The 24772-nt window shown below is 41.9% G+C and carries 23 protein-coding genes; 11 read left to right on the forward strand and 12 right to left on the reverse strand.

Annotation, left to right across the window (positions count from 1 at the left end):
- Window positions 1-28: 28 nt before the first annotated feature.
- Together J3455_RS03815 and ettA are read right to left on the reverse strand one after the other, a co-directional pair.
- Window positions 29-394 (reverse strand): PilZ domain-containing protein, encoded by a 366-nt coding sequence (locus J3455_RS03815; RefSeq protein ID WP_130052174.1) that lies wholly within the window; start codon window positions 392-394, stop codon window positions 29-31.
- Between the two features lie 115 nt (window positions 395-509).
- Window positions 510-2183 (reverse strand): energy-dependent translational throttle protein EttA, encoded by a 1674-nt coding sequence (gene ettA, locus J3455_RS03820; protein WP_349561137.1) that lies wholly within the window; start codon window positions 2181-2183, stop codon window positions 510-512.
- Between the two features lie 246 nt (window positions 2184-2429).
- Here ettA and J3455_RS03825 point away from each other — a divergent pair, with 246 nt between their 5' ends.
- From J3455_RS03825 to J3455_RS03840, 4 genes are all read left to right on the forward strand, one after another.
- The gene (locus J3455_RS03825; RefSeq protein ID WP_130052172.1) at window positions 2430-3377 is read left to right on the forward strand and encodes a homoserine O-succinyltransferase; all 948 of its coding nucleotides are present in this window, start codon (window positions 2430-2432) and stop codon (window positions 3375-3377) included.
- Window positions 3367-4434, forward strand: a complete 1068-nt coding sequence (locus tag J3455_RS03830) for a homocysteine S-methyltransferase family protein (RefSeq protein ID WP_130052171.1) — start codon at window positions 3367-3369, stop codon at window positions 4432-4434. Before J3455_RS03825 ends, J3455_RS03830 begins: the two co-directional genes overlap by 11 nt.
- A gap of 9 nt (window positions 4435-4443) precedes the next feature.
- The gene (gene metH / locus J3455_RS03835) at window positions 4444-7074 is read left to right on the forward strand and encodes a methionine synthase (protein WP_349561140.1); all 2631 of its coding nucleotides are present in this window, start codon (window positions 4444-4446) and stop codon (window positions 7072-7074) included.
- Window positions 7075-7283: 209 nt separating this feature from the next.
- Window positions 7284-8324, forward strand: coding sequence for a GGDEF domain-containing protein (locus tag J3455_RS03840; RefSeq protein WP_239977537.1), 1041 nt, complete (start codon window positions 7284-7286; stop codon window positions 8322-8324).
- Window positions 8325-8364: 40 nt separating this feature from the next.
- On the opposite strand, the gene J3455_RS03845 is transcribed toward J3455_RS03840, so the two are convergent.
- Window positions 8365-8562, reverse strand: a complete 198-nt coding sequence (locus tag J3455_RS03845) for a CsbD family protein (protein WP_130052324.1) — start codon at window positions 8560-8562, stop codon at window positions 8365-8367.
- A gap of 197 nt (window positions 8563-8759) precedes the next feature.
- Entirely contained in the window at window positions 8760-9527 is a 768-nt protein-coding gene (locus J3455_RS03850; protein WP_233786789.1) for a substrate-binding periplasmic protein, read from the reverse strand.
- 169 nt (window positions 9528-9696) lie between these two features.
- Here J3455_RS03850 and hrpB point away from each other — a divergent pair, with 169 nt between their 5' ends.
- Both hrpB and J3455_RS03860 read left to right on the forward strand, forming a co-directional pair.
- On the forward strand, window positions 9697-12117 hold the full coding sequence (gene hrpB / locus J3455_RS03855) for an ATP-dependent helicase HrpB (RefSeq protein ID WP_349561144.1): 2421 nt from the start codon (window positions 9697-9699) through the stop codon (window positions 12115-12117).
- Between the two features lie 150 nt (window positions 12118-12267).
- Window positions 12268-12705, forward strand: a complete 438-nt coding sequence (locus J3455_RS03860; RefSeq protein WP_348708613.1) for a membrane-bound O-acyltransferase family protein — start codon at window positions 12268-12270, stop codon at window positions 12703-12705.
- 7 nt (window positions 12706-12712) lie between these two features.
- Here the strand turns inward: J3455_RS03860 and J3455_RS03865 are convergent, their stop codons facing one another.
- Both J3455_RS03865 and J3455_RS03870 read right to left on the reverse strand, forming a co-directional pair.
- Window positions 12713-13801 carry an alkene reductase gene (locus J3455_RS03865; protein WP_349561146.1) on the reverse strand — a complete coding sequence of 363 codons (1089 nt, stop codon included), beginning with the start codon at window positions 13799-13801 and terminating at the stop codon, window positions 12713-12715.
- 98 nt (window positions 13802-13899) lie between these two features.
- Window positions 13900-14787 (reverse strand): LysR substrate-binding domain-containing protein, encoded by an 888-nt coding sequence (locus J3455_RS03870; protein ID WP_349561148.1) that lies wholly within the window; start codon window positions 14785-14787, stop codon window positions 13900-13902.
- Window positions 14788-14897: 110 nt separating this feature from the next.
- On the opposite strand from J3455_RS03870, the gene J3455_RS03875 reads away from it, so the two are divergent.
- The 3 genes from J3455_RS03875 (at window position 14898) to J3455_RS03885 (ending at window position 17569) form a co-directional block, all read left to right on the forward strand.
- Entirely contained in the window at window positions 14898-16079 is a 1182-nt protein-coding gene (locus J3455_RS03875; protein WP_130052164.1) for an MFS transporter, read from the forward strand.
- Between the two features lie 89 nt (window positions 16080-16168).
- On the forward strand, window positions 16169-16636 hold the full coding sequence (locus J3455_RS03880) for a nuclear transport factor 2 family protein (protein ID WP_130052163.1): 468 nt from the start codon (window positions 16169-16171) through the stop codon (window positions 16634-16636).
- 225 nt (window positions 16637-16861) lie between these two features.
- Complete coding sequence (locus tag J3455_RS03885) at window positions 16862-17569, forward strand: TorF family putative porin (protein ID WP_130052162.1); 708 nt, start codon at window positions 16862-16864, stop codon at window positions 17567-17569.
- A gap of 75 nt (window positions 17570-17644) precedes the next feature.
- Here J3455_RS03885 and J3455_RS03890 read toward each other — a convergent pair whose 3' ends face one another.
- The 3 genes from J3455_RS03890 to J3455_RS03900 are packed head-to-tail and all read right to left on the reverse strand — an operon-like array spanning window position 17645 to window position 19999.
- Window positions 17645-17860, reverse strand: a complete 216-nt coding sequence (locus tag J3455_RS03890) for a hypothetical protein (RefSeq protein WP_130052161.1) — start codon at window positions 17858-17860, stop codon at window positions 17645-17647.
- Between the two features lie 48 nt (window positions 17861-17908).
- Entirely contained in the window at window positions 17909-18799 is an 891-nt protein-coding gene (locus J3455_RS03895; RefSeq protein ID WP_349561152.1) for a dienelactone hydrolase family protein, read from the reverse strand.
- 48 nt (window positions 18800-18847) lie between these two features.
- Complete coding sequence (locus tag J3455_RS03900) at window positions 18848-19999, reverse strand: hypothetical protein (RefSeq protein WP_349561154.1); 1152 nt, start codon at window positions 19997-19999, stop codon at window positions 18848-18850.
- A gap of 128 nt (window positions 20000-20127) precedes the next feature.
- Here J3455_RS03900 and J3455_RS03905 point away from each other — a divergent pair, with 128 nt between their 5' ends.
- Together J3455_RS03905 and J3455_RS03910 are read left to right on the forward strand one after the other, a co-directional pair.
- Window positions 20128-20592, forward strand: coding sequence for a MarR family winged helix-turn-helix transcriptional regulator (locus J3455_RS03905; protein WP_349561155.1), 465 nt, complete (start codon window positions 20128-20130; stop codon window positions 20590-20592).
- Between the two features lie 86 nt (window positions 20593-20678).
- Window positions 20679-21428 carry an RIO1 family regulatory kinase/ATPase domain-containing protein gene (locus J3455_RS03910; protein ID WP_178926677.1) on the forward strand — a complete coding sequence of 250 codons (750 nt, stop codon included), beginning with the start codon at window positions 20679-20681 and terminating at the stop codon, window positions 21426-21428.
- A gap of 32 nt (window positions 21429-21460) precedes the next feature.
- Here J3455_RS03910 and J3455_RS03915 read toward each other — a convergent pair whose 3' ends face one another.
- The 3 genes from J3455_RS03915 to J3455_RS03925 all read right to left on the reverse strand — a co-directional run bounded on the left by J3455_RS03915 (window position 21461) and on the right by J3455_RS03925 (window position 24744).
- A complete protein-coding gene (locus tag J3455_RS03915) occupies window positions 21461-22873 on the reverse strand; it encodes a family 43 glycosylhydrolase (protein ID WP_275668437.1) in 1413 nt (470 codons plus the stop codon).
- A gap of 249 nt (window positions 22874-23122) precedes the next feature.
- Window positions 23123-23593, reverse strand: coding sequence for a PA2404 family protein (locus J3455_RS03920; protein WP_130052155.1), 471 nt, complete (start codon window positions 23591-23593; stop codon window positions 23123-23125).
- Window positions 23593-24744, reverse strand: coding sequence for a PepSY-associated TM helix domain-containing protein (locus J3455_RS03925; RefSeq protein ID WP_130052154.1), 1152 nt, complete (start codon window positions 24742-24744; stop codon window positions 23593-23595). The genes J3455_RS03920 and J3455_RS03925 overlap by 1 nt, the downstream gene beginning before the upstream one ends.
- Window positions 24745-24772: the final 28 nt, after the last annotated feature.

Consider the following 24772-nt stretch of genomic DNA (forward strand, 5'->3'; position numbering starts at 1 on the left):
ACAGCATAACGAATCTACTGGCAAATGTTTACTCTGGTGCGTGAATTAAATGGCCCAACTCGCGATGTAATAATGCTTCATCACCCAAGTTTAGCTCAATCAGTCGTTTTAAGTGAGTAATACTATCAATATCTATATGTTCACAGCGAAGGCCTGCATGTTGATGCTCAATATGGCACAGCTCCACTTGCATTTTTATCTCGATATTTGACTCTGGCAGGGTAAAGATTAAGTCTGCCTTACTATGAATAGGCACTAAAAATGAATCACTTTTAGTAATAAGCGCACCTTGCAAAGATAGATCAAGTAACTGACAGTGGTAGTCGTTATCTTCGATGCGAAGGATCGCAGGGCAAGAAAATAATACCCGCGAAAACTCTCTGCGTTCATTCATAACTTTATCTCCACCTATATTAACTTAATGAGTATAGATCATTATGAAATTAGTGAGAGAAATGATTATAGCAACAAAAAAGCCCCTAAATCGGGGCTTTTTGAGTATCAGCTAATTAGCCAATTTTTTTGTATTTAATACGCTTAGGTTGTGCCGCTTCTGCGCCTAAGGTTTTCTTCAGCCACTCTTCGTATTCTGTGTAGTTACCATCGAAGAAGTTAATTTGGCCTTCGTCACGGTAATCAAGAATATGTGTAGCAATACGGTCAAGGAACCAACGGTCATGCGAGATACACATTACACAGCCTGGGAACTCTAAAATAGCGTTCTCAAGTGCACGTAATGTTTCAACGTCTAGGTCATTGGTAGGCTCATCCAGTAGTAACACGTTACCACCTGCTTTTAATAACTTAGCTAGATGTAAACGGTTGCGCTCACCACCTGATAAGTCTTTAACGAATTTTTGTTGGTCGTTACCTTTGAAGTTAAAGCGGCCAACATAGGCCCGGCTTGGGAATTCAAAGTTACCAATTTTTAATACGTCTTGGCCGTTTGAGATTTCTTGGAAAACGGTGTTGCTTTCGTCCATGTCACCACGGAACTGATCAACGGTTGCAAGCTCAACAGTATCACCAACAAGGATCTCACCGCTATCTGGCGTTTCTTCACCACTTAGCATTTTGAACAGGGTTGATTTACCCGCACCATTGGCACCGATAATACCTACGATAGCGCCTTTTGGCATTGCAAAGTTTAAGTCATCGATTAATACGCGATCGCCAAAGCTTTTCTTCAGACCTTTCACTTCGATAACTTGGTCACCTAAGCGTGGACCTGGTGGAATGAATAGTTCATTTGTTTCGTTACGCTTTTGGTAATCGTTTTGCTGTAGCTCAGAAAACTGTGCCATACGTGCTTTAGACTTAGCCTGACGGCCTTTAGGGTTTGAACGAACCCATTCAAGTTCTTGCGCGATTGATTTTTGACGTGCTTTTTCAGATTTCTGCTCTTGTTGTAAACGTAAATCTTTTTGTTCAAGCCATGATGAATAATTACCTTCCCAAGGAATACCTTCACCACGGTCAAGCTCTAAAATCCAACCTGCTACGTTATCTAAGAAGTAACGGTCGTGGGTTACAGCTACCACGGTACCTTCGTAGTCGTGTAAGAAGCGCTCTAACCAAGCAACAGACTCAGCATCTAAGTGGTTGGTTGGTTCATCAAGAATTAGCATATCTGGTTTTTCAAGTAGTAAACGACAGATCGCAACACGGCGTCGCTCACCACCCGAAAGGTGTTCAATTTTTGCATCCCAAGGTGGTAAACGTAATGCATCAGCTGCACGTTCTAACACGTTGTCGATATTGTGACCATCGTGTGCTTGGATGATAGCTTCAAGTTCACCTTGTTCTTTGGCAAGTGCATCGAAGTCAGCACCGTCCATTGCATACTCGTTGTATACTTCATCTAAGCGATTCAGTGCATTTTTAACTTCGCTTACTGCTTCTTCTACTGTTTCGCGAACAGTTTTGCTTTCTTCTAAAACAGGCTCTTGCGGTAAGTAACCGATTTTAGTGCCTGGTTGAGGGCGTGCTTCACCTTCAAAGTCTTGGTCAACACCAGCCATAATGCGAAGTAATGTTGATTTACCTGCACCGTTTAGACCTAGCACACCAATTTTTGCGCCTGGGAAAAAGTGTAAAGAAATATCTTTTAGGATAGTGCGCTTAGGTGGCACAACCTTAGAAACTCGACTCATCGAGAATATAAACTTATCTGGTAACACCATGAAAGAAGCCTTCAATTTATAAGAAAAATTAACAGCAAGTATTGTATACCCAAACTACCTCAAAATACAGAATTCAGCGTTTATGATAGGCTTAATATCAAGGTGTTATTTACTCAAAAAGTCATACATTTTAATTAATGACCACTCAGAAATATCACTTCATTTGGACATCTAAACATCTAGAGGTTGAAATTTCTAACTATCCGTTCATAATTAGCAGTCAGATAAGTGTGCTCGGAGCCAGCTATGCCCATTACAGTAAAAGATGAATTGCCAGCCATTGCAAAATTACGTCAAGAGAACGTGTTTGTAATGCCAAAAAGTCGTGCTAAAACGCAAGAGATTCGTCCAATGCGTTTGGCTATCTTAAACTTAATGCCAAACAAAGTTGAAACCGAAGTGCAATTTATTCGATTATTAGCTAACTCACCGTTACAAGTTAATGTTGAGTTGTTGAGGTTGGATACTCATCGCACGAGTAGTAACTCTGAGCAGCACATGGATACTTTCTATCGTTATTTTTCAGAAGTGAAAGATAATAACTACGATGCCATGATCATAACAGGCGCGCCGCTTGCTCATTTAGAGTATGACGAAGTTGCTTACTGGGATGAACTAAAAGTTATTTTAGATTGGGCAGAGCAGCATGTTACGTCTACGTTGTTTTCGTGTTGGGCGGCACATGCTGGGCTTTATCATCACTATGGTCTGAAGCGTGATCTGAAACCAAATAAACTCAGTGGCGTATTTACCCATAAAAGTTATTTTGATCATGCGGCACTTACCCGAGGCTTTGATGACACCTTTTTAGTGCCACATTCTCGCTATGGTCATATTGATATCGAGAAGATCAATGCCTGCGATGAGCTGGTTGTGTTAGCAGGCTCTGAGCGAGTAGGTGCCTATTTAATTAAAAATAAATCAGGTAGCCAAGTATATATTACGGGCCATCCAGAGTACGATGCCCATACCCTAAAAGGGGAGTATTTGCGTGACCAAGAAAAATCAGCTGATGCGCCTAAGCCAGAAAACTACTTCCCTGACGATAACCCAGATAACGAACCGTCGAAAACGTGGCAAAGCCATGCCTTTTTATTGTTTTCGAATTGGTTAAACTATTATGTGTACCAAACTACACCGTATGATATTAACTTAGTTAGCCAAGATGTAAGGACTAACAACTATGCCGAGTAATGCAGTGAATAAACGCGAACAATTAACCGAGGCGCTAAAACAGCGAATTTTAATCCTCGATGGCGCGATGGGCACCATGATCCAAGAACATAAATTAGAAGAACAGGATTATCGCGGTGAGCGCTTTAAAGACTGGCATGTACTTATTAAAGGCAATAACGACTTATTAAGCCTGACTCAGCCAAAAATCATTGCTGATATTCACCGTGCTTACTTAGAAGCCGGTGCCGATATCATCGAAACCAATACTTTTAATGCCACGACTATTTCGATGGAAGATTACGACATGGCTAGCCTTAGCCGCGAAATCAACCTAGAGTCAGCTAAGCTTGCACGCAGCGTATGTGATGAGTTTGAAGCAAAAGATCCAAGCAAGCCTCGTTATGTTGCAGGCGTACTTGGACCAACATCAAAAACTTGTTCTATTTCGCCAGATGTAAACGATCCCGGTTATCGAAATATCAACTTTGATAAGCTGGTGGCCGCGTATGTTGAGTCAACACTTGCACTTATGGAAGGCGGTGCTGACCTTATTTTGATTGAAACTATCTTTGATACGCTTAATGCAAAAGCTGCTTCGTTCGCTGTGGAAGAAGCATTCGAACAGGCTGGTCGTAGTTTACCTGTGATGATCTCAGGCACCATTACCGATGCCTCAGGCCGTACTTTATCAGGCCAAACAACAGAAGCATTTTATAACTCAATTCGCCATATTAAGCCGCTATCAATCGGCCTTAACTGCGCCCTTGGCCCTGACTTACTGCGCCAGTATGTTGAAGAGTTATCCCGTGTTTGTGAAACCTTTACCTCGGTGCATCCAAATGCAGGTTTACCGAACGAGTTTGGCGAATATGATTTAGAAGCCCCTGAAATGGCAAAAGAAATTATTGATTGGGGCAAGTCTGGCTTTATCAACATTGTAGGTGGTTGTTGCGGCACCACACCGGCTCATATAAAGGCGTTTGCGAAAGGCCTTGAAGGTGTTAAACCTCGCCAATTACCTGAGCTTGAAGTGCGTATGCGCTTATCGGGCCTTGAAGCGTGTAACTTAAACTAGGAAACCGACATGACTGACCAAATTGCTGTATTTACTAACGTCGGTGAGCGTACCAATGTAACAGGCTCGGCTAAGTTTAAACGCTTAATCATGGAAGAAGATTACGAGACTGCCCTCGATGTTGCCCGTGAACAAGTAGAAAATGGTGCGCAAGTGATTGATATCAATATGGATGAAGCCATGTTGGATTCGAAAGCTGCGATGGTAAAGTTTTTAAATTTAATTGCATCAGAGCCTGATATCTCAAAAGTACCTATCATGGTCGACTCATCGAAATGGGACGTTATTGAAGCAGGCTTAAAATGTATTCAAGGTAAAGCCATTGTTAATTCAATTTCACTTAAAGAAGGTGAAGAACCGTTCATACGGCAAGCCAAAATAATAAAACGTTTTGGTGCCGCTGCGGTTGTTATGGCGTTTGATGAAGCCGGTCAAGCTGAAACCGCTGATCGTAAGTTCGAGATTTGTCAGCGTAGCTACAAAATACTTGTTGATGATATTGGCTTCCCGCCAGAAGATATTATTTTTGATCCAAATATTTTTGCTGTAGCAACGGGCATTGAAGAGCACGATAATTACGCTGTTGAATTTATTGAAGGTACGCGTCGAATCAAGCAAGGCTTACCGCACTGTAAAGTGTCGGGCGGTGTATCGAATGTGTCGTTTTCGTTCCGTGGTAACAACCCAGTACGCGAAGCTATCCACTCAGTGTTTTTATACCATGCGATTAAAGCGGGTATGGATATGGGTATTGTAAATGCTGGCCAATTAGCGGTTTACGACGATATCCCCGAAGAGCTGCGTAAAGCAGTGGAAGATGTGATCCTCAATACCGACCCTGGTGCAGGTGAGCGACTTGTTGAACTTGCACCAAAATACTCAGGTATGGCCCAAGCAGAAAAAGTTGAAGATTTAGAATGGCGTACATGGCCTGTTGAAAAGCGCCTTGAACACGCGCTAGTAAAAGGCATTACTGAGTATATCGACGAAGATACTGAAGAGTGCCGTAAGAGCAAAGCTAAGCCAATTGAAGTTATCGAAGGCCCGCTTATGGATGGCATGAACGTAGTGGGTGACTTATTCGGTGCGGGTAAAATGTTCTTACCTCAGGTTGTTAAATCTGCCCGTGTGATGAAGCGTGCCGTTGCCTATCTTGACCCTTTCATTGAAGCTGAAAAAGAAGAAGGCGCAACGAACGGTAAAGTGGTTATGGCAACCGTTAAGGGCGACGTGCACGATATTGGTAAGAATATCGTAGGCGTAGTACTGCAATGTAATAACTACGAGGTCATTGATCTTGGTGTGATGGTGCCGGCAGAGAAAATTTTGCAAACAGCTATTGACGAGAAAGCCGATATTATTGGTTTATCAGGGCTTATTACTCCATCGCTAGATGAAATGGTGCATGTGGCTAAAGAAATGACTCGCCGTGGCTTTGACTTACCACTACTGATTGGTGGTGCAACAACGTCTAAAGCGCATACCGCAGTTAAAATTGAGCCGCAGTATGATAAAGGTGTGGTTTACGTAAATAATGCTAGCCGTGCTGTGGGTGTGGTCTCTAATTTATTGTCTAAAGAATTAAAGCCAGCTTTTTTAGAGAAAACTAAAACTGAGTATGAAAAAGTACGTGAGCAACAAGCACGTAAAAAGCCACGTTCAAAACCAGTTACTTTGCAGCGAGCTCGCGACAACGCAGCTAAACTTGATTGGGACAACTACACGCCACCAGTGCCGAAAAGGTTGGGTGTAACTGAGTTTAAAGATGTTTCGATTGCTACTTTAAGACAGTACATCGACTGGACACCTTATTTCATGACTTGGTCAATTGCTGGCAAATACCCACGTATTCTTGAAGATGAAATTGTCGGTGAACAAGCAAAAAGCTTATTTGCTGATGCCAATGCAATGCTTGATGAGCTTGAGCAAACAGGTGCGCTACAGCCACTAGGTGTAATTGGTTTATTCCCAGCAAACCGAGTAGGGGATGACATTGAGATTTATACCGATGAGTCACGTACAACGCTTTTAACTACATCGTGTCATTTGCGTCAGCAAACGGAAAAAACCGACTTTGCTAACTACTGCTTAGCTGATTATATTGCGCCAAAAGGCACCCCTGATTACTTCGGGGCCTTTGCGGTAACTGGTGGTCTTGAAGAAGATGACCTTGCCGATGCCTTCGATGCTAAGCAAGATGATTACAATAAGATCATGGTTAAAGCAGTTGCAGACCGTTTAGCAGAAGCCTTTGCTGAGTATTTGCATGAGCAAGTGCGTAAAGAGTATTGGGGCTATGCGGTAGATGAGAATCTATCGAATGACGAACTTATCCGTGAAAACTACCAAGGTATTCGCCCAGCGCCAGGTTACCCTGCCTGTCCTGAGCATACAGAGAAGAAGAAAATTTGGCAGTTACTCGATACCGAGCAGCGTATTGGTATGAAGCTAACCAGTTCATACGCAATGTGGCCGGGAGCTGCTGTATCTGGCTGGTATTTTTCTCATCCTGAATCTAAGTACTATGCTGTGGCGCAAATTCAAAAGGATCAGGTTGAAGATTATGCCAAGCGGACCAACATGACACTTGCAGAAGCTGAGCGTTGGTTGTCGCCTAATTTAGGCTATGAACCTGAATAGTAGTTAGTTATTAGCTTTAAATTTTAAATGAAACGAGCCAAATCTGGCTCGTTTTTTTACTGCTATATTGCCATTATTTTGTGCCCATTTTTTGATCATACTTTTTTATCTTTAATGCATTTTCATAGCTTAATTATTGGTAATTTCCTTCTAATTTAAATATTTGTGTTAAAGTTATTGAGGTTGAGCAAGGAGTCTAAGGTGGAATTGTGATTGATACTGTGAATGCAAGCGAGAGAGATAAAGCGCGATTCTTACGCGTATTTGCATTTATTGGTGCAGTGACCTCTTTGTTGATGTCGGTCACAAGTTATCAAGATGGCTACATCGCGTTAAGTTATTTATTAATTGTTGGCGTTGTAATTTTTGCTTTGCCTTTTTTAATAAAGGGGCGTGATCAATTTATCTCAGTACTCATGCTATACGCACTTTATGCAATGATGTGCTTCTTAACTGTCTCGGGTGGCAGCAATGGCACAGGGCCGTTATGGCTATTTATTGTATCTCCCGTGACCTTTTTTATTCGTGGCTTAAAGCGCGGTGCCTTTGATCTTATATTACTCGCCATTATTATCTCGGTGCTTTTCTACTTTACCGATCAATTAGGTTATTACAGTTATCCGAGCTACTACTTTCCTACACGGGTCATGCTGTGTTTCTCGATTTTATGTATTTTGGCCGGCTTCTACGAATATTACCGTAATAAATACAGTTTGCAGTTAATGGAGCAACTTAAGCTTAATCAAAAGCTTGCTCGCACAGACGCGATGACAGAACTCGCTAATCGTCGCTATGCAACAGAATGTTTGCAAGATGAGCGCTTTGGTGAAGGGTCAGTGTTTTTACTGATGGATGTAGATAACTTTAAGCAGATAAACGATACCTACGGACATCAAGTGGGCGATGAGGTGCTGATATTTTTTGCTGATGTATTTAAAAAAGTGTGCGCAGAAGGAGATGTTATTTCCCGTTGGGGGGGCGAAGAGTTTTTAATTGTGATCCCGACAGGCTATGAACTTAGGGCCAGAAAAGTAGCTGAAAAAATACATAAAAAACTCGCTGAAAAGCCATTTAAGAGTGGCCAGCATCGTTTTCATGTCACCTTAAGTATTGGCTTGTACGTGCGCGTTGCTGGTGAGAGCATGGATCATTGTTTAAACATTGCCGACAAACGGCTATACCGTGCTAAATCACAAGGTAAAAATCAAACGGTCGCTGAAGTAGATTTAGCAAAGCATGAGCCAGCTTAAAATATAAAGCCGCAATAAGCGGCTTTATTGATTGCTCAAATTAATGGCCTTTTTCAAAGTCGCTGACTTCACGCTCAGCTTCTTCTTTCGATTTACCGTATTTTTGCTGAAGCTTACCAACCAGCTCTTTACGGCTACCTTCAATTTTATCTAAATCATCATTGGTAAGGTCACCCCATTTACGTTGTGCTTTACCTTTAAGCTCTTTCCAATTGCCTTCTAAACGATCGCTGTTCATCATAATCTCCTTACTTTGTTAAACATTCACTTTAATAAAAGCAATCGCTGTACCATATGTTTTATTTGGTTAACTTGTTGATTAGTAGTTGTTTTGTTTTTTATGATAGTAAGGAGGGAGGATAGAAAGTTGCAATTACTACGTAGTTTTTAAAGAAAGTCTGTAAAATTTTCTGTTCCGGTAGTGCTTTATGCTGCTCAGTGACTTTTAGATGTATAGCGATTTATTATACGTATATATTCTTCAGTTGATTTGAGCTTACGTAAGCTCTCGTTAAATAGGTCTCTTAAGGCTTCGTCACGAAATAAAAAGCCGTTCGAATTCTTGCCAAATAATGCAAATCGTTGCACTGGTTCAGAGACATCAATTTCCCCCTTGATGTTAATTAATGCTCGGTAATAGTCAAAAATTTTACCGTCCATCTGGATCACCTCATAGCGCTTTCGATACAAAAGTTGAACTTGTGCTAATTGATCATAAGTTTCTGCGTATTGTGGATTTTCTCTGGCCATTACTTGATATTCTGGCGAGAGTAATTCTTTAGCACCTTGCCATGAAAGAACACTAAAGTGTTTTAATTGGCCAATAGAATTAAGCTGAAGGTTTTGTTTGGTTAGGCTAAAAGCAAAGTTCTCATAGCTGTAAGCAATATCTGAAAAGTAGCCGCTCATTCTATGAGTCTCGATAACTTTTTCATTTATATCATAAACAACATCAACTAAGTTTTCATTGTATAAAGTGATCCGTCTTGCATAGGGGACGTAGACGAATTGTATTTGATAACCATGTGCACCGAGTGTCGCGCGAAGCAAGTCCGGAATAATGCCGGAGTTGTCTTCAACCATTACCCAAGGCGGCATGGTATTTCCAAGTGCTACCGTAATTTTTTGCTGACTAAACGCATTTTGAAACGGCAAAACCAAAAGTAGCAAGGTGATTAAAATGTGAAAGTAAATCCTGAACAAGTTAATTCCTTATCCTGATTTTTGTTTGGTTGCTTAATCAAGAATAAGCCTAAACAGGCAGAATGCAATGTTTTCACTTGTAAAACTCGATACAGAAAATAAGCCTCTATTCATCGCAACTTTTGATTTTTTGATACAATGCGCGAAAAGAAAGTAAGAGATACCTAACGTGCTGCCAGTTCAAGATATTTATCAATCCCTGTTAACCACATTACAGAGTAACCCTATGGCCTTATTGCAAGCGCCACCGGGAGCGGGTAAATCAACATGGCTGCCTCTTACCTTGATGCGCGAAGGGCACTTTAAACGCATTGTAATGTTAGAGCCAAGACGACTCGCCGCTCGCAATATTGCTCAGTACTTGGCAAGTCAGCAAAATGAAAAAGTCGGCGGAAGTGTCGGCTTACATATTCGTGGCGAATCAAAAGTAAGCGCTGCAACAAAGCTCGAAATAGTCACCGAAGGCATGCTGACGCGTATGTTACAAAATGACCCAGAGCTAAGTGATGTTGATTTACTTATATTTGATGAATTTCACGAGCGCTCAATTGCTGCAGATACAGCTTTGGCATTTGCCCTCGAAACACAGGCGGCACTTCGCGATGATTTAAAAATCTTACTGATGTCGGCAACCTTAGACGGCGATCGTTACAGTGACTTTTTTAGCTGCCCTATTATCTCATCTCAAGGGCGAAGCTACCCCATTGATGAAGTGTATATTCCACTTAAAGACGAAAGCCGCTGGCTTGATGATATACCCGCCGTGATAAAACAGGCGCTTAGTGAGCAAACGGGTAGTGCTTTAGTATTCTTACCAGGACAGCGTGAAATCATACGCGTTCAGCAATCTCTAAACGATTTAGCTGATAGTGTCGAAGTATTTAGCTTGTATGGTGAGCAAAATAAAAACGAGCAACAAGCTGCTATAGCGCCAGCTAAAAATGGCAAACGCAAAGTGGTATTAACCACCAATGTGGCTGAAACCAGTTTGACCATTGAAGGAATACGCATTGTGGTTGATAGCGGCAAACGCCGTGCTGCTAATTTCAATTTAAAAACCGGTGTCACTGAACTTGTTACTCAAAGTATCTCTCGTTCTTCAGCTATACAGCGCGGTGGTCGTGCTGGACGTATTGAGCCGGGGGTTGTGTATCGATTAGGCTCTAAGCAAACCTTTGAGCGCCGTAACAGCCATGATGCGCCAGAAATTCTTACCAGTGATATTAGTCAGTTGTTATTAGAGACAAAACAGTGGGGGGCATCACTTGCTGAGCTAAGCTTACTCGACCCACCAAGTAGCCAGCAAATTAAGCAGGCAACGGCACTTTTGAAAATGCTCGAAGCTATTGATGAAAATGAAAAACTGACCTCGCTTGGCAGCCAAATGCTGAGCTATGGAGCCGATATTCGCCTCTCGCACATGCTTATTAAAGCAAAGCAACTAGAGCAGCGCATGCCTGGTATTTATATATTAGCGGGGTATTTAACTGCACTGCTTGAAAGCCGCATTAGTATGCCTGCTGATCTTAATTTGGCATTACATAGTCAGCACAGCAAACCGCACCCAGTATTTAAGCAGCAATTAACTTATTGGCTATCACGCTTGCAGCTCAAGCCGGTTGATGAGCTTAAAACAGAGTATTTAGCGGTGCTGGTGGCGCTTGCTTTTCCTGACCGCCTAGCAAAAAAGCGCGGTAATGGTTATTTACTTGCCAATGGTGCGGGCGCAGACTTAAGTGAGGAGTTTTGGCATAACGATGATTATATTGCCATTGCTCACATGGGCGGTCATAAGGGAAACCGTGTTTTCGCTGCTGTTGCCTTTATGCCAAGTGAGCTTGAAGATGAGCTTTCGCATTTATTTACTGAGCAAACTCGCTGCGAATACGATGAGAAAGCAGGGCGCTTTATCCATCAAGATGAGCTCAAGCTCGGTGCTATCACCATAGCGAGTCAGCCAAGTAAACAGCCCCTAGATAAGAGCGAGCGCACTAAAGCGTGGTTAAACTTATTTAGTAAGCAGGGCTTTTCGTTATTTAATGAACAGCCCGACAGTGAGCAGTTACTGATTCGAATGAGCTTAGCAAGTAAGCTATTACCCGAATCATTCCCACTTTTTAATCGTGATGAATTAATTGGTGATAACCAATGGCTTGCACCTTATTTTGATGATATTAAAAACCTTGAGCAGTTAAAAAAGTTTAACTACAGCGAAGCGATTAAAAGCTGTTTTGATTGGCAGCAGCAAAGCTTATTAAATGAATTACTGCCCTTACGATTAATCGTGCCAAGTGGTTCAAATGTAAAAGTGACTTATCAGCTTGATGGCCCTGCAAAGCTAAGTGTTCGTATGCAAGAAGTGTATGGCATGACCAGTACGCCTTTACTTGCGCAAGGTAAGTTGCCGTTATTAATGGAGTTATTATCGCCAGCTCGGCGACCGCTGCAGCTAACCCAAGACTTAGCTAACTTTTGGCAAACAAGTTACCGCGACGTGCAAAAAGAAATGAAAGGGCGTTACCCAAAACATTTTTGGCCAGACAACCCTGCCATCAGTCAAGCGACCAACAAAGTGAAAAGTAAAATGTGACTGTAATGAAGTGAGCGCTTAGCTCAGCTTTATTGCCTACCTTAGAGCTGCTCACTTCATAAACCGTTACAATTTCTAGCCTTGTTTTGGTTTCTCTTTTACTGGTTGTTTAGTAGTCTGAATTAGTCATTAGTAAAAAAGAGAAAGTCGGTGTCTGCTGCTATAACCCTTACTCAATACGTTAAAAAACGCACAGGTGTGCCCATTGGCCATAAAGATTCGCTGCGCAATATGCTGACACGTTCGCTGGGGGCGAGTTCGTTTTATCTATTTTGGCGATATTGGAACCCGGTGTGGAGCTATTATTTGTCTCGTTATGTGATGAAGCCTTGCAATGACATTATGCCGGTTTGGTGTGCCGTTGTGGTGACCTTTGCCGTAAGCGGAGCGCTGCACGATTTAGCAGTGAGTTTAGTGAAGTTAAAGCCAATATTCTTTTTTACTCCTTGGTTTACTGTGATGGGCGCTTTGGTATTGGTAAGCAAGTACAGCCAACTTCAGTTTAGCTCTGCTCCTTGGTGGTTAAGAGCGCTCGCCAACATCAGCTTTATTGTGCTGGGCTATTGGTTGACGAGCTTACTTTTTTAGCGTGTTATTACGTTGCTAAAGGGTAGTCGGTGTAGCCTTTAGCACCGCCTCCAAATAAGGTATCTGGATCATGCTGAGCAAGCTCAATACCTTGTTCAATACGAGCTGGCAGATCTGGGTTGGCAACAAACGGACGACCAAAGCCAATTAAATCAGCCCAACCTGCGGCTAATGCTTGCTCTGCTTTATCGCCAGTGTACTTGCCTGCATAAATCATTAATCCGGCATAGTTTTCACGTAGTGCTTGCTTAAAGCTTTGCTCCATTAGTGGCGCGTCATCCCAATCAGCTTCGGCAATGTGCAAGTAAGCAACGTTTAGGTCATTGAGTACTTTTGCTGCGCTAATATAGGTTTCAAAGGGGTTATCATCAACCGTACCATTGAGTGTTGTGAGTGGTGCAAGGCGCACGCCTACACGCTCAGCGCCAATTTCATCACAAACCGCTTGTGTCACTTGTTGTAAAAAACGTAAGCGGTTTTCTAAACTGCCGCCGTATTCATCAGTGCGTTGGTTCGACTCTGAATCAATAAATTGATTAATTAAATAACCATTAGCAGCATGTAGTTCAATACCATCAAACCCCGCATCAACTGCATTACGGGCAGCTTGGCGGTATTCGTTTATAACCTGTTTGATGTCGTCATGGCTCATTGCGAGTGGCAGTGATGTGGCAACAAAGTCGGGTTTGTCATCTTCATCAATAAAAACTTTTACGTCCTTGGCTGCAATAGCTGATGGCGCAATGGGTTGCTCGCCACCCGTGTTACTTGGGTGAGACACTCGGCCAACATGCCAAAGCTGAGCGAACATAATGCCACCAGCTTGATGAACTTTGTCGGTTACTTTCTTCCAACCGACAATTTGCTCGGGAGTATAAATACCCGGCGTCCAAGCATAGCCCTTACCTAGCGCTGATATTTGTGTACCTTCGCTAATGATTAAGCCTGCGCTGGCACGTTGGGCATAGTAGTCGGCCATTAACTCATTGGCGATATCACCCGGTTGTGATGAGCGAGAGCGTGTCATTGGTGGCATAACAATGCGGTTTTTTAATGTATGACCGGCAAGTTGTACGGTTTCGAATAATTTGTTCATTACGGCTCCTTAAAAGCGAATATGCTTTCAGCATAACGAAAGTTATTTATGAAATTAATGCCAGTAATCACAAAACACTTTTGCTAAAAATGAAAAAACTATAGCGTTAACCTTGGTGCTATAAAGTCTAAAAATGCTAATACTCGTGATGACACACCGCTGTTTTGATAATACACCGCATGCACTTTTTCGCGGCGATTAGGGCTCAGCACTTCGCCTTCGAGCACTTTTACTAAACGGCCTGCTTTTAAATCTTCATTGATCATAAATTCCGACAACAAGGTAATGCCGTGACCTTGAATACAAAGCTGGCGAACAGTTTCACCACTTGAAGCACTGATTGAAAATTTAAGCTCTAAAGGCGTGGTTAGCGGCCAGTGGTTTAAATGCGGTGCATCGGTAAAACCAATAAGTTGTTGTGAGGCTAAGTCGGTTAGCTCATTTAATGGTGGTGCAGCTTGTAAATAATCAGGGCTTGCTACTAGCTGTAGTTTGCTTATGCCCAAAGTGCGCGCATGCAAGTTTGAGTCAGCAAGTTCGCCAATACGAATGGCAATATCGGTTTTATGTTCAAGCAAATCGATAATGTTGTCGTGGCTGGTGATCTCGAGCTTTATATCAGGATAAGCGTGATTAAAGGCTTTTAAATGTGGCGCTAATTGGTGAAACACAAAGGGGCTTGCGGCATCGACTCTTAACTTTCCTGATGGGGCACAGTGTAGGAGTTTTAAGGCTTCTTCGCCTTGTGCAAGCTGACTCAGTGCTTCTCTAGCATAGCCTAAAAATAACTCGCCTTCTTCGGTCAGCTCAATGCGCCTTGTGGTGCGATTGAATAAAGTAACGTTTAAGGATTTCTCGAGCCGAGTCACCGCCCGTGATATTTTTGCTACTTGCTCATCTAAGGCATTGGCTGCACTTGAGAACCCGCCGGTATCAACCACGCTAATAAATGCTTCTAAATCTTGGGTATTGGAGACCACACTCATGGCTTTACCTTTTCATTTTTGACAAAAGTATTTTGTCACTATCGCTATTTTTTGCAAATTTAATTTTAGCCACAATAGCCGCACTTTCAAAAATTAATAGAGGATATGTGATGCCAATAGCATTACTTGCATTAACTCTCAGTGCGTTTGCCATAGGCACCACTGAGTTTGTGATTGTCGGCTTAGTACCAACTATCGCTGATGATTTGATGGTTTCGTTACCGAGTGCTGGGTTACTTGTTAGCTTGTATGCATTAGGGGTTGCGGTGGGGGCGCCAGTACTAACTGCGCTTACCGGGCGCTGGAATCGAAAACATGTATTACTTAGTTTAATGAGTCTTTTTGTTATCGGTAACTTACTGGCTTGGCAAGCACCTAGTTATGGTAGTTTGATCACCGCAAGGGTTCTAACAGGCCTTGCTCATGGGGTATTTTTCTCGATTGGTTCAACCATCGCTACCGGGCTTGTCAGTAAAGATAAAGAAGCCAGTGCTATCGCGATTATGTTTACTGGTTTAACGGTTGCATTAGTAACTGGTGTGCCATTAGGGACTTGGATTGGTCAACATTTTGGCTGGCGAGCGACCTTTTTAGTGGTGTCTTTGTTGGGTTTAATAGCACTTATTGGCAGTGCATTTTTAATTCCAAGCAACTTAAAGCAAAGTAAAGCAGCCACGTTGGGTGAGCAATTAAAGGTAATGGTGCAACCTAGGCTTTTACTGGTGTATTTGATGACCATACTTGGTTATGGTGGGACATTTACTGCCTTCACTTATTTAGCGCCCATTTTAGAGCAGCAAACTGGTTTTGCATCTGCCACCATTAGCTTAATCATGCTGGTTTACGGGGTATCGGTTGCTGTTGGGAATATCTACGGTGGTAAGTTAGCCGATAAAAAGGGCCCGATTAGTGCGCTTACTATTATCTTTAGTGCTTTAAGTATTGTGCTATTAGTACTGACCTTTACCATGCAATCTAAAGTAGCAGCGGTACTAACCATACTCGTATGGGGTGCATTTGCATTTGGTAATGTTCCTGGGCTGCAAGTTTATGTGGTTAAACTTGCTGAAAAATTCACACCCAATGCCGTTGATGTGGCCTCTGGGTTAAACATTGCAGCGTTTAATATCGGTATTGCGCTAGGTTCAGTGTTAGGAGGCGTTGTCGTTGAAAACTACTCATTACAAGACACTGCTTGGATTGGCGCTATTATTAGTTTAGCGGCGTTAATTGCAACAAGATACAGCGGTTATTTAGATAAACGAGCGCTTATAAAGCCACAAACAGCTTAAAAATAAACTATTGATAGTTAGGGGTTTTGTCGTTATTTTAGGTTCGTAATTTGATTCTTAGTCAATAACTAAAACCACAAGGAATAACGATGAAGCACCTTTATTTTCTGGCTATTTGTTTGCTAAGCGCATTTAGCAGCCATGCAAAGCAAGCTAACCCAGAGCTGACAGCATTAGCACAGCAGTACTTCAATACCATGGTTGCAACACAAGCACCTAATGCCACCAAAAAAGAGTTAGAAGCCTTTTTAGCTTTATTAACTGACGACGTAGCAAACCAGCACTTACCTTATCAAACTGATGATTCAAGAGAACCAGATGGTAAAGCCATGATGCGCAAAGGCATGACTTTTTACCTTGGGGCGCACACTGAATATCAAGCAAACTTACTCGATACCTTTATTTTTAATGATTCGGCCATTGCCTTACGTTATACCCATCACGCTAAAGGTATACACCCACAAAACCAGCAAGAAATTGAATACACGCAAACCATTATGGATGTGCTCGAAATAGAAGATGGCAAGATAGCGGTTATTCGTAAATACCACGAATGAATCCATCAATTTTGAATTAGGCTACTTTTCTACGATCCTTTTTCATATAAATAACCTAAACTTAATGATGATAAATTTAGTTCGTATCAATGACATTGGCTTAAATTTAGACTGAGTAAAATTTTATTTGTGCGGTGATGTAATTTAAGTGCATCCCAAAAATGATGTTTTATCTGTAATTGAGAATGATGCTAAACATAACTGCATTAAGTTTAGGAAACCAACATGACAACAAGACAAACAGTATTAGCGGCAGCGTTGCCATTGGCATTACTATCGACATCAGCAATGGCTGACTTATCGGCTACGGTTACATTGGCGTCAGATTACACCTTTAACGGTGTGAGCCAAACCATGAATGATCCAGCGATTCAAGGCAGCTTAGATTATGCCTTTGCGGATTCAGGTATGTATGTGGGGACTTGGGCTTCAAATGTAGATTTTGGCGATGGTACTGACATTGAGTGGGATGCGTATTTCGGTAATTATGTTGAGATAAACGACGCCCTTAGTGTTGATTATGGTATTGCTTACTATTCATACCATGGTGAAGATTACTCAAGCGACGGTAACTATTTTGAGACTTATGCAAAGTTTGGCTATACCAATAGCCTAGGTTTCACAGAACTTAACTTTTGGTACGCTTGGGATTACTTTGGTACCGATGCAGGGCATGTGATTTCTATGGTTGCCCATACCTTTGAAATTGCACCAAATCATGCAATTCGTGCCAGCTTTGATATTTCTAATTCTCTCGATGGTAATAAGTTTGCCTGGGATGGCAACGATAAATCATACAATCATTATCGTTTAGCTTATCAAACAAGCTTTGCAGGTTTTGATTTCGAGCTTGCTGGCGAAAACACCAGCCTTGACTGGGATACCGCAGATGAGCGAATTGTAGCGTCTATTTCACGCAGCTTTGATTTATAAGCTCTGCTTTAATAAACGAAACGGCTAACCTTGGTTAGCCGTTTTTTATGCTTAGAGTATCTTAATGGATGAGGATTAAATCTCTTCGCCTTCGTGCTGCATCGCTAAATCATCAAGCTCAGCAAGGGTGTAATCAAAGTCACTCGTATCGACTTCGTAACGTATTTTCACGCCATAACCACCTTGGCAAAGTGTCGCAGTGACTTTAGCCACTGACCAATGTTTAAGCTTGTTTAAAAACCGATTGGCGGTTTGCTGTGAGTCAAAGCGATAACTGACTTGCGATTCCATCTCTTTTCTAGCCTAAAATTTTTTCGAGAGTGTATGAAATTGCTCTGTTTAAATCAATTGCTCATTGAAAAACGCCAATGTGCGTTGCCATGAAAGCTCTGCCTGCTTTTCATCATAACGCGATGTGGAGTCGTTATGAAAACCATGATTTGCTTGTTCATACATATGCATAGTGTAAGGCACTTGATGGGCTTTTAAGTCGCTCTCGTATTCTGGCCATGTTGCATTAACGCGGTTATCAAACTCAGCTAAATGCACTAGTAGAGGGGCTTTGATGTTTTGTCTGAGCTCTTTGACTGCGGGTGTGCCGTAATAGGGTACGCCTGCATTAATTAGTTTGCTATCAACTGCTGCTAGGTAGTTGACCATATAACCACCAAAGCAAAAGCCTACCGCACCGAGTTTGCCATTACTATTTGGGTGTCTTTTTATATATTCAGCTGCGGCGATAAAATCTTGTTGGATTTTTTGTTTATCCATAGAGCGCTGCATTGCACGCCCTTCATCATCGTTGCCAGGGTAGCCACCAAGAGGGTGTAATGCATCTGGCGCAAAGGCAATAAAACCGGCTTTGGCAAGGCGACGAGCAACATCTTTAATATAAGGGTTTAAGCCTCTGTTTTCGTGGATCACTAAGACTAATGGCTGCTTACCGGTTAAATTAGCGGGTTCGACTAAATAACCTTTTCCTTCGCCATGACCTTTAAACGAATCAAAGGTTTTATAGCTGGCTTTAATATCAGGGTCATTAAAGGATACTTGCTCAGCTAATGCGTAGTTTGGCAGTAAAGCGCTACTTAGCATTGCCATTGAATAACCAAGGGCTGCTAAGCCACCAAGCTTTTTCATAAAGGTGCGGCGATCCATTAAGCCATGGGCGTATTCATCGTACCAATCGAAAGCTTCTTGGGGAATGTGGTTATGGCGTTGCTCAGTCATACTTATATCCTTTAAAAACGAGTTAGGTTTATAACTTTAGCTGAAATATCAGCGATTAACAGCCAATTGCTTTGTTTGCATTAGTACATCCATAAAGCGGCGCTGCCAAATAGCCTTAAAGGCTTTGTTAAATAGGAATAAAAATATTAGCGGCATTAGCAACAGCTTTAAAATCAGCAGTGACAAGATATTCAAAAAGTCGATAAATAAGTCTTCGACGGCAGCCACCATGTTGCTAATGCCAGAGGTAACGGTATCAATAATTTTACTCACCTGTGACGATTGGTTTTGATTGAGTGATGCGTTAAGGTTTTCTAATTGTTCGTTTAAGGCGTCTTTGTCTAGGTTAAGCTCTCTTTGTTGCACGAGTACAGCATTAAATTGCTTTGTTAATTGCTGCTTTTTATCAAGTAGTGGCTTGGCTTGTTCAAGCTCAGTAAAAGTGAGTCTTTCAGACAAGCTGCGGGTTGCTTGAATCGCTTCTATTTGTGTTTCGATCTCTGCCAAATCACCTTTGAGTTCAGTGGCTCGCTGGTGGTTTTTAATTTGCTGCTCATTTAATAGCGATAACTTGTCGAAGATAGTTTGTTTTTCACTATCGACCTCAGCTTTTAGCTTAGCCGATAGGGCAGAGGCATTATTTGCACTGCTATTAACAGTCTCTACTTTTTCGCTCACAATTTCACTTTGCTGGTTTATTTGCTCATCTAAGAATATCTGGCTAACGAGGCCTGTTGTAAGCACCACCGCAGGTACTAAAAAGCGAATTAAAATCAAGCTTGCCATAATCTTATGACGTACGTTAGGCAAATAATTACGCCATTCACAAATAAAGTAAGCGACAACTGAAACTGTAAATACACCGCTAAAAATAACTCCAGAAGAAATGGTGTATAAAATGCGCTGTAAGAATAACGAGCCTATTGCAAGGCGCATGGCATCCGACATGTATTCTGCTAAGTCATTTACTGGGTCAAGAAGCTGTGCAGGTTGAATACTGGCAATACCAATGCCCACTTCGGCTGATTGCAACAGCGATATAGCTGCATTGACTGTTCGAGATGAAGCATAGACAAGTGTTGATTGCACAAGGGCGCTGTCGATAAAGCGCATGATGAAATGGTTATAATGCTCTAGCCAACAAAAAAGTAGCAGTATTGAAAGAGATAAATACTTGATAAGATGTTGCTTAGTTAGCATAACGCCCCCCGACAGTTTTTACGCTTACTCACGCTACACTATTCATAGTCGTAGAAGCAATCTAATAGGATTGAATTATTTTGCCGCTTAACTGTCTATGAATTGCTATTAATCGTTTTAGAGGAAATATGAAAGAACCTGCATCAATTGGCCAGTGCTGTATTGAAGATTTAGATCCCGTGCAAGACTTAGGTCGCTTAGTCTCTTATTTACGTTCAAACCTCGTTACTAACCTTGATGATGCTTTAGAGGATAAAGAGCTAACGTCGGCCCAATATATTGTAGTTGTGCTACTTGCGCGTGGTAAGGTAAATACCTTGGCTGAGCTTTGTGAGCACATGATGTATGACCGTGGCGCTATGAGTCGGTTACTTTCTCGTTTAGAAGACAAGGGCTTGGTTGCTAAAAAGCAGTCAGTTGAAGATCGCCGTTCAACTCTTTTATGCCTCACAAAAAAGGGCCAACAACTCTATCCTGAAATTTTACCAACCGTAAATGATATCTATCGCAAAGCACTTACAGGCTTCTCTGATGATGAGCAAAAGCAACTCGCAAGCTTACTGTTTAGAGCAATTCATAATTTAAAAGCATAAATTTCTCTAAGCGGTACATTGTCGCTGTTAGAGCATTTTGATAATATAGTTGCCTAGGCATTTAATTTTAACAAGTCCGGGTTGTTATGTTTGAATCATCTTTGCTCGCGCAGCTTCACGCGCAATTTCCAGCTCATCAATTTAGCCCAGAAGGTTTGTCGGTTGTTCATACAGGCCGCTTTGCTAATGCCATTGTTTATCGTTACAAAGATGCGAAATTTGATTTAATTATTAAAGACTTTCAGCACAGCCCATGGTGGGTGAGAAAAACTATCGCGCCGCTTTTTATCAATCAGGAGTACAAGGGGCTGGCACGCCTGCAAGACGTAGACGGAGTGGTCGATAACTTTTGTCGTTTGTCATCTATTGCCATTGTTTACGATTTTATAGAAGGCACGCCACTTCGCCAGCTTGCCTTGCAACAGCAGCACTTACCGAGTGATTTCTTTAAAGAGTTTGAGCGTTTAGTTGCAAAAATGCACCGCCGCGGCGTGGTGCATCTGGATTTACGTAATTTGGGAAATGTGATTTGTTCAAAAGACGGTAAGCCTTACATCATTGATTTTCAGTCAGCGATTCGCTTTGCACGCTTTCCGCGCTGGTTACAGCGTTTTATGCGTGGTGCTGATATGAGTGGGGTTTATAAAGCGTGGCAGAAGTTAGCCAATGATTCATTACCACAAACGAAGGCTGATTATTTACATGACTTTAATCATGTTCGTAAGCGTTGGATTTTTAAAGGTTATCCCATACAACGCGCCTACTTATGGTGTAGTGGGGCAGTGACTCAGATACTCAACTCTGACTTTATTCGCAGTATATTAGATAGATTATAAAAAGCGCGCTTGCACGCGCTTAATGGGGAGAACTAGTATTTAGGCCAGCCATTAGCATCCCAATTAAGGGTGCTTATGAGCAATTTTGGCGTGCCATTATCACCTGCATCATAGGCATGACGAACAATCACATCGGTATTTAAAATGTCTTGTCCTCCTGGGCCTACCCATTGGCTATTACCCGCATCAAGAATGCTGCCGCCGCTGGCTAACATGTTGATGCCATTTTTATCTAGATATGGACCACGAATGTCAGTAGAGCGACCGTAAGCAATGCGGTATGTACTATTGGTACCATCACAGCATTTGCCAACCGAAACAAACAAATAGTAGTAGCCCTGGCGATACACTATGGTAGGTGCTTCGATCCCACCTGAGCGACTAGCTAACGAATAGATTTGGCCAAATGGTTTCATGGTCATCGGGTTAATACGTGTGAGTTTAATGCCCGAATTCCATGAGCCAAAGGCAAGCCATGGTGCACCATCTTTTGCCACTACAAGATCTGGGTCGATGGCGTTGTAATTATTGCTATTGGTGGTATTGATTACTAAACCATCATCACGCCAATCACCTGTTGCCACACTACTTGCAGAAGTAAGGCCAATAGCACTAACACGTGAACCAAAGGTCGAAATAGAATAATAAAGCCAGCTGCGGCCATTGTAGCTTTTTAATTCAGGCGCCCAGACATCAATTCCATCATGATCTGGCACGTAGTTACTCCACCAGCTTAAACCATTTGAGAAAATCGGTTGCGCATCATTCCAATCTACACCGTTGCTTGAATACTTACCGTAGATACCTGGGCCCGTTTGAAAAACCCACCAGGTGCCATTTTCATAGCCAAGGGTTGGATCGTGGGTGACTAAATTACCTGTAAGTGGCCAGTGATCTGCAGTGCCATTTGTCGTTGATGGATCAAATGGTGTTGATTCAACATTAGCAAGCTTGGTTAGTTGCCATTGCTGCGCATCGCTGCCGTTGTAGCTCCACTGGCTAATATTCGCTCCATCGTTGCCATCAAAAGCATATAAGTCGAGTGCTTTACCACTGTGATCATTTATGAAGCTGTAGTAGCCGCTACCTTCATCATTAATTTGCCAATGTTGACTGGCAAGATTAGCGTATTCATATTGCACAACATTGCCACCATCGGCAGTTGAGAAGTCAAACACTTCGAGGGCTTTACCACTATTTAGATTAATAACCGAATAGTTGCTGCCACCTATGTTGGTAATTAACCAGCGCTGAGTATCGTGATTAGTGTTAGCCCATTGACTGACATTCGCACCATCATTGGTTTGTGCGCTGGCAACTTCAACAAACTTAGCACTGTACTTTGATTTAATCGTGTATACGCCATTATCAATCGCATAGGCACAGGGAAGTATCAGTGTTGATGCAAAGCTAAGCGCAGCGAGCGCTTTTTTTGAAAGTATCATTGTGTCTCCAAATCATTGTTATTGAGCTTTCCTTGTGTGTTCTGCTCCTTAGATGAGTTTTGATCAACACCAATCAATTAATAGCAATGGTGCAGATTAAAACTATTTATAATACTTTATTATATTATTACCTTTGTAAAGGTTTTAGTGGGAATAATTAACAAAAAATTTACTTTCAACTGTTTTATAGGGGGCGAAAGTGTTTTAAAGAGATACAAAAAAACCACTCAGTGAGTGGCTTTTCGGATGTTATTGAGTAATAAACTGACTGGGAATATCCCATTTCAGGGTATGTAGTTGACCTTGCCAAGTTTGAATGGTGATCCACAGTTTATCGTCTGCTGAGATGGTTTTTGGGGCAATAGCATGGGCATGCTGACCATGATTTGTACCATGCATTATGCCTTCTTCATCTTTGGCAAACTCAGTCAGTGACAAAGGCGCTTTACCAATATTTAGGTAAGCCTGACGGATATTGCTGATGTCACCTTGATTAAAAGCAATAAAAAAATCTTTTACGTATTCATTGTGGTGTGAGTAAGGAGCATCTTCATTGAGCGGCATCGGCGCGATTTTAAATTCACCCGCTTGTTGCTCTTGCCAAAGAGCAGGAAACTGGGGATTTAATGATTGATAAATAAACCATACAGGCAAAGCTAGTATTACAGCATGCAAAATGTACTTTTTACGTTGCCACCAAGTTGCTTGTAAACGAGCCATTAGTTTGCCTCCTGAACATTATTTACTGGCGCAGCTTGGCGCGCTTTTACCGGTTTGCTATTAACTAATTTAGCGGCATACATCATAAAACCTGTGATTGACATTCCACTTAAAATTAAACCAAAAATAAACCAAATAACTTTTGTCCAAAGACCGCCAATATTACCGTAATGCAGTGGATCAGCGATATGCGACAGGGTTTGTAAAGCGTTCATCGTCTCAGGGCTTTTGCTTACTGCAATTTCACCAGTCCATGGATTGACTGATGTTGAGTAGGCGTAGTTATCATAGAAAATAGTATCGCCACTTCCCATGATGTTAAACATGCCACGGTTATGCTCAGGGAGCATCACATAGCTTGCTTTGAAATCTGGGTATTTCTCCTTGGTAATCGCTAATGCCGCTTTTAAGTCTGTAGGCGGTGTTTGTTTATCTGCAGGTAAGGCTGACACAGCCACTAGCGGTGCGTGCTCTTCTATGTCTATTTCGTTATGCCACATGATGGCTTGTACTAAATACCACAGGCCAGTCAAAGCCATCACAGCCATAAACCAAATTGACCAAACGCCACTTAGGGTATGTAAATCTTTTAGAAAGGTTTTTTTACCTTGGTTAAAACGTAGTTTTGGCTGACTAAATGCGCGCCAAAAGTTTTTATAAATCACTAAGCCTGTTACTAGCGCACCTAAAATGACAAAAGCCATGGCGCTGACTAGGTAGTAACCTACGCTGTAACCTTCTTGCCAAGGGAAGAATAGCCAGCCGTGTAGGGTACGCATAAATTCAATAAAAGAGATCGTGTCATTAACCGCTTGTACTTCGCCTGTATATTGATTGACGTAGGCCACAGCATAAGGTTTGTCAGTATCGGTGAAAATAACAGCATTCACCAGATAAGGCTCATAAGTGAGAACACTCATCACATCAGCTGTAGGGTAGGCTTTTTCAACGCTACTAATAACTTGATCAACACCTAGTGCTGGTAAGTCATTTGGGTTGTTTGCACGTGCTTCACTGTTAGTGAGCCAAGTAAGCTCATGGCTTATCACAGACACAGTACCTGTGATACAGATAAAGCAAAATAGCACCCACAAAGGGAGCGAAAACCAACCATGTAGTTGGAACCAAAGACGTTTACTCATGGTAAAAATAGCTCGACGTTAATTGATGATAGTAATT

It is taken from the genome of Pseudoalteromonas sp. NFXS39, from assembly GCF_040148775.1.
Classification (GTDB): domain Bacteria; phylum Pseudomonadota; class Gammaproteobacteria; order Enterobacterales; family Alteromonadaceae; genus Pseudoalteromonas; species Pseudoalteromonas apostichopi.

Bases quoted from the DNA above. Each gene is read 5' to 3' on its own strand.
- J3455_RS03815 (WP_130052174.1), bottom strand. From the start codon at position 394: ATGAATGAACGCAGAGAGTTTTCGCGGGTATTATTTTCTTGCCCTGCG.
- ettA (WP_349561137.1), bottom strand. From the start codon at position 2,183: ATGGTGTTACCAGATAAGTTTATATTCTCGATGAGTCGAGTTTCTAAG.
- J3455_RS03825 (WP_130052172.1), top strand. From the start codon at position 2,430: ATGCCCATTACAGTAAAAGATGAATTGCCAGCCATTGCAAAATTACGT.
- J3455_RS03830 (WP_130052171.1), top strand. From the start codon at position 3,367: ATGCCGAGTAATGCAGTGAATAAACGCGAACAATTAACCGAGGCGCTA.
- metH (WP_349561140.1), top strand. From the start codon at position 4,444: ATGACTGACCAAATTGCTGTATTTACTAACGTCGGTGAGCGTACCAAT.
- J3455_RS03845 (WP_130052324.1), bottom strand. From the start codon at position 8,562: ATGAACAGCGATCGTTTAGAAGGCAATTGGAAAGAGCTTAAAGGTAAA.
- J3455_RS03865 (WP_349561146.1), bottom strand. From the start codon at position 13,801: ATGAACAAATTATTCGAAACCGTACAACTTGCCGGTCATACATTAAAA.
- J3455_RS03870 (WP_349561148.1), bottom strand. From the start codon at position 14,787: ATGAGTGTGGTCTCCAATACCCAAGATTTAGAAGCATTTATTAGCGTG.
- J3455_RS03875 (WP_130052164.1), top strand. From the start codon at position 14,898: ATGCCAATAGCATTACTTGCATTAACTCTCAGTGCGTTTGCCATAGGC.
- J3455_RS03880 (WP_130052163.1), top strand. From the start codon at position 16,169: ATGAAGCACCTTTATTTTCTGGCTATTTGTTTGCTAAGCGCATTTAGC.
- J3455_RS03885 (WP_130052162.1), top strand. From the start codon at position 16,862: ATGACAACAAGACAAACAGTATTAGCGGCAGCGTTGCCATTGGCATTA.
- J3455_RS03890 (WP_130052161.1), bottom strand. From the start codon at position 17,860: ATGGAATCGCAAGTCAGTTATCGCTTTGACTCACAGCAAACCGCCAAT.
- J3455_RS03895 (WP_349561152.1), bottom strand. From the start codon at position 18,799: ATGACTGAGCAACGCCATAACCACATTCCCCAAGAAGCTTTCGATTGG.
- J3455_RS03900 (WP_349561154.1), bottom strand. From the start codon at position 19,999: ATGCTAACTAAGCAACATCTTATCAAGTATTTATCTCTTTCAATACTG.
- J3455_RS03905 (WP_349561155.1), top strand. From the start codon at position 20,128: ATGAAAGAACCTGCATCAATTGGCCAGTGCTGTATTGAAGATTTAGAT.
- J3455_RS03910 (WP_178926677.1), top strand. From the start codon at position 20,679: ATGTTTGAATCATCTTTGCTCGCGCAGCTTCACGCGCAATTTCCAGCT.
- J3455_RS03915 (WP_275668437.1), bottom strand. From the start codon at position 22,873: ATGATACTTTCAAAAAAAGCGCTCGCTGCGCTTAGCTTTGCATCAACA.
- J3455_RS03920 (WP_130052155.1), bottom strand. From the start codon at position 23,593: ATGGCTCGTTTACAAGCAACTTGGTGGCAACGTAAAAAGTACATTTTG.